Source organism: Phyllobacterium sophorae (assembly GCF_003010965.1).
In the GTDB taxonomy this organism is placed as follows: Bacteria; Pseudomonadota; Alphaproteobacteria; order Rhizobiales; family Rhizobiaceae; genus Phyllobacterium; species Phyllobacterium sophorae.
The window spans coordinates 59,130-71,247 of the sequence record NZ_PGGM01000016.1 but is presented as its reverse complement, the minus strand read 5'-3'; the positions used below and the strand labels follow the sequence as shown (position 1 = coordinate 71,247).

Sequence of the window (12,118 nt, the reverse complement as noted above, 5' to 3'; positions counted from 1 at the left end):
AAAAAATGGCTGGTCCGGGAGATAACTCACGTGCAAATCCGAAAGGTCCGGTTGATTCCGAGCCTTTCAAGCGTGCCGTTACTGCGTGCATGCGCGCGATCGCGGGCGACCATGAGATGGAAGTCAGTTTCGGCAACGATAAGCCTGCGCTGACCGGGCACCGTGCAAGGCTTCTCGATTTGCCGAAGCGCCCCTCGGCCAATGACATCGCGATTACCCGCGGCATGGGCGATTCAATGGCGCTGCGCAAGGCATGCCATAATGATCGCATTCATGCCACGTTGGCACCCGAAGGCAAACAGGCGCGGGCGATCTTCGATGCCGTAGAACAGGCACGTGTTGAGGCGATCGGGGCTCTGCGCATGGATGGCGTTGCCGAGAACCTGACCTCGATGCTGGCGGACAAATACGCCCGCGCGAATTTCCCGGCAATTACGGACAAGGCTGAAGCTCCGCTCGAAGAAGCGGTGGCGCTGCTGGTTCGCGAAAAACTGACCGGACGCAAAGCACCCGAATCGGCTGGCAATGTGCTTGATCTCTGGCGCGACTGGATCGAGGAAAAAGCTGCGGCCGATCTCGATCATTTGACGTCAAAAATTAACGATCAGAATGCGTTCGCCCGGGTCGTACGCGAAATGCTGGCTTCGATGGAGATGGCAGAGGAGCTCTCCCAGGAGAGCGAACAGGACGAGAGCCACGATAACGAGGACGCGCCGGAGCCCGAAGAGAACAACGAAGGCGGGTCGGAAGAGGATCAGGGCAGCGATTCGTCGGAGAGCGATGATTCCGATACATCCAGCGATGACAGTCAGGCCGGCGAGACGGAAGCTGCAGATGCATCTTCCGATGACATGGATGAGGATTCGGACGCTGATGCGGAAATACCGGGTGAAGCGCGCCGCCCCAATCCGCCCTTCTCCAATCTTGGCAGTGAAAGCGGATACAAGATTTTCACCCAGGAGTTTGACGAGACGACCGATGCGGAAGAACTCTGCGACGAGGCCGAACTGGAACGCCTGCGCTCTTTCCTCGATAAACAGCTTGCCAATCTTTCCGGTGTCGTCGGCCGGCTGGCAAACAGGCTGCAGCGCCGCTTGATGGCGCAACAGAACCGCTCGTGGGATTTCGATCTTGAGGAGGGGTATCTCGATTCTGCCCGTCTGGTGCGCATCGTGATCGACCCGACGCAGCCGCTTTCCTACAAGCAGGAACGCGATACCGATTTCCGCGATACGGTCGTGACTCTTCTCATCGACAATTCCGGCTCTATGCGCGGTCGCCCTATTACGGTGGCGGCCACATGCGCCGACATCCTGGCACGCACGCTAGAGCGTTGCGGCGTGAAGGTGGAAATTCTTGGCTTCACCACGAAAGCGTGGAAGGGAGGGCAAGCGCGCGAGGCATGGCTGGAGCGCGGCAAGCAAGCCAATCCCGGGCGCCTCAACGATTTGCGCCATATCGTCTACAAGCGCGCCGATGCCCCTTGGCGGCGTGCCCGCCGCAATCTCGGCCTGATGATGCGCGAGGGCCTTCTGAAAGAGAATATCGACGGTGAGGCACTGATCTGGGCACACCAGCGCCTGCTTGGACGTCCAGAGCAGCGCCGGATTCTGATGATGATCTCCGATGGTGCGCCAGTTGACGACTCGACCCTGTCAGTCAATCCCGGCAATTATCTCGAACGGCATTTGCGTGCGGTGATCGAAGAGATTGAAACACGCTCGCCGGTAGAACTGATTGCTATCGGCATCGGGCACGACGTGACTCGCTACTATCGCCGTGCCGTGACGATTGTCGATGCCGAAGAGCTTGCCGGCGCCATGACCGAGCAGCTGGCCTCGTTGTTCGAAGAGCCGGAGCGACAGACTGCAAAAAAGTCGGCGCGGCGATAACATGAATCGTATCGCGCTGCTATCCAGGCGCGTTCTCGTACTATTTGCAGTTCAATTTTTCCTGGCCGCACCTGCCATGGCTGAGGATAGTGGGGTTGTGCCCGCAGTCATCACCTCCCGGCCTATCTCAAATTTCCGAATTGGATCATCAGAAACGCATTTCGGGTCCCTCGAGTTTGTGGGCGGCTTGGAAATGACCTCTACCAACCGCGAATTCGGCGGCCTTTCCGCATTTCGCTATCTGGATTCGGGGAAAGAATTTCTCGGTATTACCGACACCGGTCTCTGGTATGCGGGCAAGATGGTGCGCGACGAAAAAGGCAGACCCGCGTCAATTGGCGATTTTCGACTGGCGCCGATCCAGAGCGAAGAGGGAATGCCGGTCGAGGGCAAGTGGAATTCGGACGCGGAGGGTATGAGTGTTTCGGGCAAGACCGTTACGGTGTCGTTCGAACGGATCCACCGCATCGCCGAGTTTGCGCTCGACCTCGAAAACTTTGCCTCAAAGCCACGTGACCTTCCGCTGCCGATGCCGAAGGACGAACTGCGCAACAATCGCGGCATTGAAACCATTGCCTATGCGCCAGCCGCTGGTTCGCTGTTGGGTGCTCGCGTTGCGGTAACCGAGAAGAGTATCAACGAGTCGGGCGATATGTTCGCGGCAGTGCTTGAGGGACCGCGGAAAGGAATTTTCTACGTCAGGCGGCTCGATGATTTTGATATCAGCGACGGTGACTTTCTTCCCAGCGGTGACTTACTGCTGCTGGAGCGGCGGTTCAGCATCGCCAGCGGCGTGACATTGCGCATTCGCCGTATTGCGGCGGAGGATATCCGGCCCGGAGCTACGGTGGACGGGCCATTCATCCTGCAAGCGGATATGCGCGATCAGATCGACAATATGGAAGGGCTGGATGTGTGGCAGGCCGAAGATGGGAGCACCCGCCTCTCGATGGTGTCAGACGACAACCATTCGATCGTCCAGCGTAATCTTTATCTCGAATTCCGGTTGGCTGAGTAGATCGCCGGAGCGAAGATAGCGAGGATGGCGCCGTAGGGCACAAGCATCACGATTGCCATCACCATCTTGACCATCAGGTCGCCAAAGCCGAGCGACATCCACAACGGTATCTCCTTACCGAAGAACGGTACGAGCATGGCGAGCGATGAGTCCGCCTGACCAGTTGCCGCATCGATCCAGGCGAAGTTCGCGGCAAAGGCAATCGAGAAAAACAGCAGCGTATCGAGAAGCGATCCGAAAATGGCCGAGGCGAACGGCGCCTTCCACCACGTCAGCTGCCGCAATTTGTTGAAGACAGTGATATCGAGAAGCTGAGCTGTCAGAAATGCCGTCCCGGAGGCAATCGCAATGCGGGGTGTCGCCAGCCAGATCGACAGGATGACGGCGATTGTAAAACCGACATAGACGACCTTGCGCGCGAAGGCGGGTCCATAACTGCGATTGGCTAAGTCATTGACCAGAAACGCTATGGGATAAGTGAAGGCGCCATAGGTGAGTATATCTCCCAATCCGAAGTGATTGAAAGGGTACTGAACCAGGACATTCGACGCAGCGACGACCCCGCACATGGCGAGCACTGGAAGGACAAAATCCGACGGAGAATAAGCGCTTTTGAGCGGCATTTTTTTATCCTGGGTAATGGAACCAGCAGCGGCGATGACGACAGCAATAAGGCCAGCCGAAGCTGGCCTTAACCACAAATGAACCGCGTACCTGCTATTTAAGCAGCAACCGGTGCTTCGAGAAGCTTCTTGGCAATCTGCCGCTTCAGGAGGCGAGCGCGCTGTGACAGTTCCTTTTCGTCAGCCTTGACAAGGAACGCATCCAGACCACCGCGATGCTCCACGCTACGCAGGGCATGAGCCGATACGCGCAGACGGAAGCTCTGACCGAGGGCTTCGGAGATCAGCGTTACGTGGCAGAGGTTCGGCAAAAAGCGGCGGCGCGTTCTGTTGTTCGCGTGGCTCACATTGTTACCGTACTGTACCGATTTAGCGGTCAATTCACATGTGCGGGACATTGGGTCTCACCTTCAAATTTCATTACCTATAGCCCGAATGTTTCTCGTTACCATCACACGTCGCCGTGCAGCGGCGCGCTTATCGGACAGGCGGCCTATTGGGAAGTCGCGTTTCTATAGTGATATGAGCTGCGCGCGTCAAGTGCGCTTATATGAAGTTTGGCACGGCTTTTGCGTAATAGCGGCGGCTTTCCTATGTTTATCACAACTTTGCCTGCTTTATGCAGTCGAAGCCTTGGGACAGGCGCAGCATTGGACGGGATTGACAGAAAATGAGAGCCAACCGGCATTATGCCAGTCGAACAGTTTGGACAGTTCCCTTGGCCATGGTCGCCATGATGGCTGCCGCACCAGCTCAGGCTGCTCAATCCTATCAGACGGACTATCGTGTTTCGCTGTTTGGCCTGTCGATCGCCAGAGCCAATTTCTCGACCAATGTCTCGGATGATGGGGCCTACAAAGTCACCGGGGATCTTTCGAGTTCGGGGCTTGCCAGTCTGTTCGACGACACCAAAGGCAAGCTCGATGTGACAGGTCAGCTGGCCAAAAGCGGCCCGGTACCGATTTCCTATGTGGTCAAGTACAGGCATGGGAAGCGCGACAAGAGCACATCAATTACCTTTGCCAATGGGAATGTGACCAATACGACCAATGTTCCACCCATCAACAAGAAGAAGAACTGGGTGGAGCTATCGCCTGCCGATCTTCAATCGGTTGCCGATCCGATTTCTGGGGTGATGATTTCGGCTACCAGTCTTGAGCAGGTCTGTGCGCAGACACTGCACCTCTACGACGGTCAGACTCGCGTCGATCTGAAACTTTCTCCCGCTGGGGGAGCGCGGCCCTTCTCTACCAAAGGTTTCAAGGGCAACGCCATCACCTGTACGGCCAAATTCGTGCCCATCGCCGGCTATCAGTCGGGTCGAAAAGCCATTGAATACCTTAAAAACTCCAGCAAGATCAGTCTCACCTTTGCATCGCTCGGCAAGTCCGCTATCTATTCGCCCGTGCAGGCGAAGATCGGCACGCAGATCGGGACGGTGACCGTCTACGCGACACGTTTCGAGAAGACTAGATAAGCGGCTGGGGCGGCTAAAGCGTTGGGGGCGGTGTGGCTACATTCATCGGGTTTCTTGCGATCATCATGTGGGCGATGCTCGCGCTTTTCACCGATGTGTCTGGCAAGGTTCCACCATTTCAGCTGACAGCCATGACCTTTGCCATTGGCGCGAGCCTCGGATTGGTTTCGTGGCTCTGGCGACCGGGTGCCGCGCGGCACCTGCGCCAGCCGGCCAGGGTCTGGCTGCTCGGTGTCGTCGGGCTCTTCGGGTATCATTTCCTCTATTTCACGGCGCTGCGCAACGCCCCCGCAGTTGACGCCAGCCTGATCGCCTACCTCTGGCCGCTGTTCATCGTGGTCGGATCGGCGCTGATGCCGGGCGAAAAGCTGCGCTGGTTCCACATTGTAGGCACGCTGCTGGGGCTGTCCGGCACGGTGTTGATCATCACCAAGGGCGGTGGTGTTGGCTTCGATCCCCAGTACAGTTTCGGTTACGCGATGGCAGGGCTGTGTGCGCTGACCTGGGCAGCCTATTCGCTACTGTCCCGACGCTTCGCCAACGTCCCAACCGACGCGGTTACGGGGTTCTGTGTGGCGACATCGGCACTATCGCTGATTTCGCATCTGCTGCTGGAGCAGACTGTCTGGCCTGAAGGGATCATCCAATGGCTCGCCGTGCTGGGCCTGGGTCTCTTTCCGGTCGGCGCCGCGTTCTATGTCTGGGACTACGGTGTCAAGCGCGGCAATATTCAGGTCTTGGGTGCTTCGAGCTATGCGGCACCGCTATTGTCGACGCTTGTACTGATCATCGCCGGCGTGACCGAACCGACGACACGCGTCTTGCTTGCCTGCCTGCTGATCACACTTGGCGCGGTTCTGGCCGCCAAGGATATGCTGCTCAAACGGCGTTAGGGTTCCCAACCGGGCTCTGCCAGCTCGAACTGAGCGAAATCAAAGCCGGGTGCAACAGTGCAACCGACAAGTGTCCAATCGCCAAGACTAGTCGCTGTTTGCCATTGCCCAGCTGGAACAATGGCTTGCGGGCGCTCTCCGGCCGCAAGATCGAGACCTAGCCTGTGCGTCACGTGCGGAGAGCCTTCGGACGCGATGGTCAGGAGCAGGGGTGCCCCGCCATACCAGTGCCAGACCTCCGCCGCATCCTTTACCCGGTGCCAGGCTGACACTTCGCCCTTTTCGAGAAGAAAATAGATCGCGGTGGAGTGGCCGCGCCCGCCGACCGGCCAGCCGCTTTCATTGTCCCGGAACGTCTGTACGTAGGAGCCGCCTTCGGGATGTGGCGCAAGCCCGAGATGCAGGCGTATTTCGTCTGGTGTCAACGTCATCAGAAGTTGTCCTTACGCTTGCGAATCTCGGCGAAGACGGCTTCATCACTGGCCTTTTCCATGTTCAAGTTCTTGCGGATCGAGGGGTCATACCAGCGAAGAAACGGATTGGTTGCCATTTCACGCAGCAGCGTCGTCGGCAAGGTCGGCAGGCCGGCTTCACGCAACGCCGTGATTTGTCTGGCGCGTTCCTTGAGCGCCGAGTTTTCCGGATCGATCGTCAGCGCAAACCGGGCATTGCTCTCGCTATATTCATGGCCGCAATAGATCTCCGTCTCACCCGGCAATGCGACCAGCCGCTGCAGCGACTTGAACATCATGGCCGGAGTTCCTTCGAACAAGCGGCCGCAACCAAGCGAAAACAGGGTGTCACCCGTAAAGGCGATCTTGGCTGCGGGTATATGAAACGAGATTTCACCAGCGGTATGGCCCGGCGTGGCGATGACATCCACATCGAAATTGCCGAATTTAAACCGCTCGCCGTGGCCGACAGCGCGATCGATGCCCGGTATTTGGGCTTTCTCGTCCTCAGGTCCGATAATCTCGACGCCGAATCGTTTCTTCAGCGCGGCATTTGCCTCGACATGATCCATATGGTGGTGCGTGGTAAAGATATGCGTCAGCGTCCAGCCGCGGCGACCCAGCGCATCGAGAATCGGTTTCTCTTCGGGTGCGTCGATAGAGGCCGTCAGATTGGCATCCGGATCGTGGATCAGCACGCCGAAATTGTCGGTCCGCGCGGTAAACTGTTCGATTTGCAGATTGGACATGGTCATTCTCTTCATGCTTGCTACGTGCAGGATAGTCCGCCCTCACACGGGCGCAACCCATGTTACAGGCATTTCTTGATGTTCTTGATTGCCGTGTTAGGTTGCCCGCCATGCATCTCGACATCATCGATCTTCGCGCTTTCTACGCTTCAACACTCGGCCACCTGACCGAACGCTCCATTACCATGGCACTGGCGTCCATCTGGCCCAAGTTGCCGGGCGAACGGCTGGTGGGTCTCGGCTATGCCGTTCCCTACCTCGATCGCTTTCGCGGCGATACGGAGCGAACCTTCGCCTTCATGCCCGCCGGGCAGGGCGCTGCAAGCTGGCCGCCGGCCGAGCCGTCCGCTACCGCGTTGATTTTCGAAGAAGATTTGCCCTTGCCGGATTCGGCTGTCGACAGAGTGTTGATGGTCCATGCGCTGGAACATGCCGAGGATCCGCGCGAAACTTTGAAGGAAATGTGGCGCGTGCTGGCACCGAACGGGCGGCTGGTTATCGTCGTTCCCAACAGGCGTGGGCTTTGGGCGCGTTTCGAGCACACGCCATTCGGCAGTGGGCGGCCTTATAGCCGGGGGCAGCTAATCCGTATTCTGCGCGAGGCGAATTTCACCCCGGGTCCCTGGGCCGAGGCTTTGTTCTTCCCGCCGTCGTCGCGCCGCTGGATGATGCGCCCCTCAGGCCTGCTGGAGCGGATGGGCCGGCGCTTTTGGCCGATGTTTTCCGGTGTACTGATCGTCGAGGCTCAGAAGCGGATCTATCAGGGGCTGCCGGTGGCCAAGCGGTCGTCGCGACGTGTCTTTGTGCCGGTTCTCTCGCCGCAGGGTACGGCGAGCGCCAGTTCGCGTTGACACAACCAAATTGCCCGCGCCGGTTTCGTTTCGTGAGCCGGATTCGAGGTTTCTTGAGCCAGAACCATCAGGTTCTGAGCGAGTTTTGAAAGTTCCTGTGCGTTCTTCTGTTCGGGGAAGCTGGTTCAGCGTTTGAGCAGGAACACCGCCTGCTGGCCGAAGAGGTTCCAGAAGCCCCAAGGCATGTTGAAGCCGAGGCGGCCGCCGAAGGCGTTGAGCGCGACGGCCGATTCCACATGCGCACCGACTTCCTTGGTCATGTCGACAAAGTCATTGATCGTGCAGAAGTGGATGTTGGGCGTGTCGTACCAGCTATAGGGCAGATCCTTGGTTACGGGCATACGCCCGTTGATGGCGAGCGACGCGCGTACCCGCCAATGACCGAAATTCGGAAACGAGACGATGGCCTTTTCGCCGATGCGCAGAAGCTCCGTCAGAACATTCTTCGGATTGCGGGTGGCCTGCAAGGTCTGCGACAGGATCACATAGTCGAAGCCGGCATCGGGGTAGTATTTCAGATCACTGTCAGCGTCGCCCTGAATGACCGACAGACCGCGCGCGACCGAATCGTTGACGCCTTTTTGCGACAGCTCGACGCCGCGGCCGTCAACACCCTTGGTGGTTTGCAGAAGCTCCAGAAGTTCGCCGTCGCCGCAGCCAACGTCAAGCACGCGTGAGCCGGGCTCCACCAGCGAGGCGATGACATCAAAGTCGACGCGGGGATGGACGTTGACGCTCATGACGGTAGAAGACCCTTGGCACGGGCTGCTGAACGGATGAACCCGTTGATGGCGGAGAACATCTCCGGCTCATCCAGCAGGAAAGCATCGTGGCCGCGATCGGATTCGATCTCGACAAAGGAAACGGAGGCTCCCGCCGCGTTCAGCGCATGGGCGACGGTGCGGCTCTCGCTGGTGGGGAACAGCCAGTCACTGGTGAAGGAGACGATGCAGAAGCGAGTCTTCGATCCGGCGAAGGCATCGGCCAGCCGGCCTTCATGCTCCGCCGCAAGATCGAAGTAGTCCATGGCGCGGGTCATGTAGAGATAGGAGTTGGGATCGAAACGCTCGACGAAACTCATGCCCTGATAGCGCAGATAGCTCTCGATCTGGAAATCCGCATCGAAGCCGAAGGTCACATTCTGCCGGTCCTGCAGATTGCGCCCGAACTTGCGGTGCAAGGCGGTCTCGGACAGATAGGTGATATGTGCCGCCATGCGGGCGACGGAGAGCCCTTTGCGCGGGACGGTGCCATGTTCGAGATAGCGGCCTTCCTTCCACTCCGGGTCAGCCATGACCGCCTGACGGCCCACTTCATGAAAGGCGATATTCTGCGAGGAGTGACGCGCACCGGTCGCGATGGCCACCGCGGCAAACACCTTGTCGGAATGGCTCGACGCCCATTCGAGGACCTGCATACCGCCCATTGAGCCGCCGATAACCGCAAAGAGCTGTTCGATGCCAAAATGGCTGACGAGCATTGCCTGGGCGCGAACCATGTCGGCGATGGTGATGACGGGAAGGTCAAGCGCATAGGCCTTGCCGGTCTCAGGATTGATCGAGGCGGGACCAGTCGAACCAAGGCATCCGCCAAGCACATTGGAACAAATGACAAAATAGCGGTCCGTATCGACGGGCTTGCCCGGGCCGACCAGCGTTTCCCACCAGCCGGGCTTGCCGGTCACGGGATGCAGATTGGCGACATGCTGGTCGCCGGTCAGGGCATGACAGATCAGGATGGCATTGGATTTGTCAGCATTGAGCTCGCCATAGGCCTGGTAGGCGATTCGGAACGGCGACAGCGAAACGCCGCTATCGAGATGCAGCGGCTTGTCCGCCCCAAACTCCACCACAGGACTATGGGGATTTGTTGCTTCCTGGCTTTTCTGATCATTCTTGGACGTTGATCGGCTGGTTCTGGTCATGGTTACGCAGTTTAGAGCGAGGTGCCGGGTAGGTATGGTTGCAGCGCATACAAAGTCAATGGTTTCTTTGCATTCAAGGGCTCTCAAACCCAAGTGGATCAACTTGTTCTCGACATGAGGCTCTTTGGCGGCTATGTCCGCACGGTTGCTTGACAGCAAAGACCATCGACCGAACGATGTTACGGATCAATCATGACAACGACAGTGAAAGACATGCGCCCAACCCCGAAAGCCGGTGTGCTTGACATAGCCCCCTATGTCCCCGGCAAGGAACATGCTCCTGGTGTCGCAAAGGTCCACAAGCTGTCTTCCAATGAGACGCCGATCGGCGCCAGCAAACACGCGATCGAAGCCTATCGCGCGGCAGCGGAGCGTCTGGAAATCTATCCGGATGGACAGGCAACGGCGCTGAAAAAGGCTATTGCCGATGTGCATGGCCTGAATGCCGATAATATTCTGTGCGGCAATGGCTCTGACGAGTTGCTAGGTCTTTTGTGCCAGACCTATCTTTCACCGGGAGACGAGGCCATCTACACCGAACACGGCTTCATGGTGTACAAAATCTACATCATGGCTGCCGGGGCGACTCCAGTCGTCGCCAAGGAAAATAATGAGCGCGCCGAAGTCGACTCCATCCTGGGGTCGATCACACCGCACACAAAGATTGTTTTCCTTGCCAATCCAAACAATCCGACCGGCACATATCTGCCTTTCGAAGAAGTGCGCCGCCTCCACGCCGCTCTGCCGAGAAACGTATTGCTGGTGCTGGATGCCGCCTATGCGGAATATGTGCGCCGCAATGACTATGAGGCCGGTGTCGAGCTGGTGTCGTCATGTGAAAACGTCGTCATGACGCGGACCTTTTCGAAGATCCATGGCCTTGCTGCGCTTCGCATCGGCTGGATGTTCGCTCCCGCCCACGTTATCGATGCTGTCAATCGTATTCGCGGCCCGTTCAATCTGAACTCCGCTGCCATCGTTGCCGGAGCTGCGGCAATCCGCGATCGTGCGCATGTCGATCAGGCGATTGCCTTCAATGAAAAATGGCTGCCCTGGTTGACCGAACAGCTGACGGCTCTTGGTCTTCGTGTTACGCCGTCAGTCGGCAACTTCGTGCTGGTTCACTTCCCCGACAATGTGGCGAAGTCCGCCGAGAAAGCCGACAGCTACCTCACGAGCAAGGGCTATATTTTGCGCCGCGTCACGGGATACGGATTTCCGAACGCGTTGCGCCTTACCGTTGGATCCGAGGAAGCCAATCGCGGCGTAGTCGCTGCACTCTCCGAATTCCTGAAGTAGAACATGTCCAAGATCCATTTCGATACAATCGCACTGATCGGCATAGGTCTCATCGGTTCGTCGCTGGCGCGCGTCATCAAGCGCGAGGGCCTTGCCGGTCATATCGTCGTTTCCACCCGCAGCGAAAGCACGCTGGCTCGGGCTCAGCAGCTGGGCCTCGGTGACAGCTACACGCTTGATAGCGCCGAGGCAGTAAAGAGTGCGGATCTTGTTATCGTCTCGGTGCCGGTCGGTTCATCCGGGGCGATTGCCCGGCAGATTGCCGGTTCGCTGAAACCGGGCGCAATCGTAACCGATGTGGGCTCGACCAAAGGCTCGGTCATTGCGCAGATGCAGCCAGAACTTCCGGCAAACGTGCATTTTATTCCGGGCCACCCGCTCGCTGGAACAGAATATTCCGGCCCCGACGCGGGTTTTGCCGAACTCTTTGCCAATCGATGGTGCATCCTGACGCCATTGGAAGGAACCGAACCCGCTGCCTTGAGCCGGCTGACCAAGTTCTGGCAAGCCTGCGGTTCGCGGCTCGATACGATGGACCCGGTGCATCATGACCGGGTTCTCGCCATCGTCTCGCACCTGCCGCACCTCATAGCCTACAACATCGTCGGTACGGCGAGTGATCTCGAAGAAGTGACGAATTCCGAAGTCATCAAATATTCAGCGTCGGGTTTTCGCGATTTCACCCGCCTGGCCGCATCGGATCCGACCATGTGGCGCGATGTCTGCCTGCACAACAAGGAAGCGATCCTTGAAATGCTGGCGAGGTTTTCAGAAGACCTCGCGTCGCTCCAGCGCTCAGTCCGGTGGGGTGATGGCGATGCGCTGTTCGACCTGTTCACGCGCACGCGTGCGGTGCGCAGGGGCATCATCGATGCCGGTCAGGAAGTGGATGCTCCGGATTTCGGCCGCCAGCAAGCCAGCCATCCTTCCAAGTGATGTG

The 12,118-nt window shown here is 58.2% G+C and carries 13 protein-coding genes; 7 read left to right on the top strand and 6 right to left on the bottom strand.

What is annotated here, in order from left to right; all coding sequences use genetic code 11:
- Nucleotides 1-5 precede the first annotated feature (5 nt).
- Nucleotides 6-1,892 (top strand): cobaltochelatase subunit CobT, encoded by a 1,887-nt coding sequence (gene cobT / locus CU103_RS26055; protein ID WP_106666948.1) that lies wholly within the window; start codon nt 6-8, stop codon nt 1,890-1,892.
- A gap of 193 nt (nt 1,893-2,085) precedes the next feature.
- Nucleotides 2,086-2,910, top strand: a complete 825-nt coding sequence (locus CU103_RS26050) for an esterase-like activity of phytase family protein (RefSeq protein ID WP_245449006.1) — start codon at nt 2,086-2,088, stop codon at nt 2,908-2,910.
- On the opposite strand, the gene CU103_RS26045 is transcribed toward CU103_RS26050, so the two are convergent.
- Entirely contained in the window at nt 2,883-3,533 is a 651-nt protein-coding gene (locus CU103_RS26045; RefSeq protein WP_106666946.1) for a VUT family protein, read from the bottom strand. The genes CU103_RS26050 and CU103_RS26045 overlap by 28 nt on opposite strands.
- Before the next feature lie 98 nt (nt 3,534-3,631).
- The gene (rpmB, locus tag CU103_RS26040; RefSeq protein WP_099997886.1) at nt 3,632-3,931 is read right to left on the bottom strand and encodes a 50S ribosomal protein L28; all 300 of its coding nucleotides are present in this window, start codon (nt 3,929-3,931) and stop codon (nt 3,632-3,634) included.
- Nucleotides 3,932-4,203: 272 nt separating this feature from the next.
- On the opposite strand from rpmB, the gene CU103_RS26035 reads away from it, so the two are divergent.
- Both CU103_RS26035 and yddG read left to right on the top strand, forming a co-directional pair.
- Nucleotides 4,204-5,010 carry a DUF3108 domain-containing protein gene (locus CU103_RS26035; RefSeq protein ID WP_106666945.1) on the top strand — a complete coding sequence of 269 codons (807 nt, stop codon included), beginning with the start codon at nt 4,204-4,206 and terminating at the stop codon, nt 5,008-5,010.
- Nucleotides 5,011-5,075: 65 nt separating this feature from the next.
- Nucleotides 5,076-5,903, top strand: coding sequence for an aromatic amino acid exporter YddG (gene yddG, locus CU103_RS26030; RefSeq protein WP_245449012.1), 828 nt, complete (start codon nt 5,076-5,078; stop codon nt 5,901-5,903).
- On the opposite strand, the gene CU103_RS26025 is transcribed toward yddG, so the two are convergent.
- Together CU103_RS26025 and gloB are read right to left on the bottom strand one after the other, a co-directional pair.
- Nucleotides 5,900-6,334, bottom strand: coding sequence for a cupin domain-containing protein (locus tag CU103_RS26025; protein ID WP_106666943.1), 435 nt, complete (start codon nt 6,332-6,334; stop codon nt 5,900-5,902). The two genes, yddG and CU103_RS26025, sit on opposite strands and share 4 nt — an antisense overlap.
- A complete protein-coding gene (gloB, locus tag CU103_RS26020) occupies nt 6,334-7,119 on the bottom strand; it encodes a hydroxyacylglutathione hydrolase (protein ID WP_425350659.1) in 786 nt (261 codons plus the stop codon). Before gloB ends, CU103_RS26025 begins: the two co-directional genes overlap by 1 nt.
- 95 nt (nt 7,120-7,214) lie before the next feature.
- On the opposite strand from gloB, the gene CU103_RS26015 reads away from it, so the two are divergent.
- Nucleotides 7,215-7,955 (top strand): class I SAM-dependent methyltransferase, encoded by a 741-nt coding sequence (locus CU103_RS26015; RefSeq protein ID WP_106667045.1) that lies wholly within the window; start codon nt 7,215-7,217, stop codon nt 7,953-7,955.
- 125 nt (nt 7,956-8,080) lie between these two features.
- Here the strand turns inward: CU103_RS26015 and metW are convergent, their stop codons facing one another.
- The gene (gene metW, locus CU103_RS26010; protein WP_106666942.1) at nt 8,081-8,695 is read right to left on the bottom strand and encodes a methionine biosynthesis protein MetW; all 615 of its coding nucleotides are present in this window, start codon (nt 8,693-8,695) and stop codon (nt 8,081-8,083) included.
- Nucleotides 8,692-9,879 carry a homoserine O-acetyltransferase MetX gene (gene metX / locus CU103_RS26005; RefSeq protein ID WP_106666941.1) on the bottom strand — a complete coding sequence of 396 codons (1,188 nt, stop codon included), beginning with the start codon at nt 9,877-9,879 and terminating at the stop codon, nt 8,692-8,694. Before metX ends, metW begins: the two co-directional genes overlap by 4 nt.
- Before the next feature lie 192 nt (nt 9,880-10,071).
- On the opposite strand from metX, the gene hisC reads away from it, so the two are divergent.
- Nucleotides 10,072-11,178 carry a histidinol-phosphate transaminase gene (gene hisC, locus CU103_RS26000; protein WP_106666940.1) on the top strand — a complete coding sequence of 369 codons (1,107 nt, stop codon included), beginning with the start codon at nt 10,072-10,074 and terminating at the stop codon, nt 11,176-11,178.
- A gap of 3 nt (nt 11,179-11,181) precedes the next feature.
- On the top strand, nt 11,182-12,114 hold the full coding sequence (locus tag CU103_RS25995; RefSeq protein WP_106666939.1) for a prephenate/arogenate dehydrogenase family protein: 933 nt from the start codon (nt 11,182-11,184) through the stop codon (nt 12,112-12,114).
- Nucleotides 12,115-12,118: the final 4 nt, after the last annotated feature.

Bases quoted from the DNA above. Each gene is read 5' to 3' on its own strand.
- cobT (WP_106666948.1), top strand. From the start codon at position 6: ATGGCTGGTCCGGGAGATAACTCACGTGCAAATCCGAAAGGTCCGGTT.
- CU103_RS26050 (WP_245449006.1), top strand. From the start codon at position 2,086: ATGACCTCTACCAACCGCGAATTCGGCGGCCTTTCCGCATTTCGCTAT.
- CU103_RS26045 (WP_106666946.1), bottom strand. From the start codon at position 3,533: ATGCCGCTCAAAAGCGCTTATTCTCCGTCGGATTTTGTCCTTCCAGTG.
- rpmB (WP_099997886.1), bottom strand. From the start codon at position 3,931: ATGTCCCGCACATGTGAATTGACCGCTAAATCGGTACAGTACGGTAAC.
- CU103_RS26035 (WP_106666945.1), top strand. From the start codon at position 4,204: ATGAGAGCCAACCGGCATTATGCCAGTCGAACAGTTTGGACAGTTCCC.
- yddG (WP_245449012.1), top strand. From the start codon at position 5,076: ATGTGGGCGATGCTCGCGCTTTTCACCGATGTGTCTGGCAAGGTTCCA.
- CU103_RS26025 (WP_106666943.1), bottom strand. From the start codon at position 6,334: ATGACGTTGACACCAGACGAAATACGCCTGCATCTCGGGCTTGCGCCA.
- gloB (WP_425350659.1), bottom strand. From the start codon at position 7,119: ATGAAGAGAATGACCATGTCCAATCTGCAAATCGAACAGTTTACCGCG.
- CU103_RS26015 (WP_106667045.1), top strand. From the start codon at position 7,215: ATGCATCTCGACATCATCGATCTTCGCGCTTTCTACGCTTCAACACTC.
- metW (WP_106666942.1), bottom strand. From the start codon at position 8,695: ATGAGCGTCAACGTCCATCCCCGCGTCGACTTTGATGTCATCGCCTCG.
- metX (WP_106666941.1), bottom strand. From the start codon at position 9,879: ATGACCAGAACCAGCCGATCAACGTCCAAGAATGATCAGAAAAGCCAG.
- hisC (WP_106666940.1), top strand. From the start codon at position 10,072: ATGACAACGACAGTGAAAGACATGCGCCCAACCCCGAAAGCCGGTGTG.
- CU103_RS25995 (WP_106666939.1), top strand. From the start codon at position 11,182: ATGTCCAAGATCCATTTCGATACAATCGCACTGATCGGCATAGGTCTC.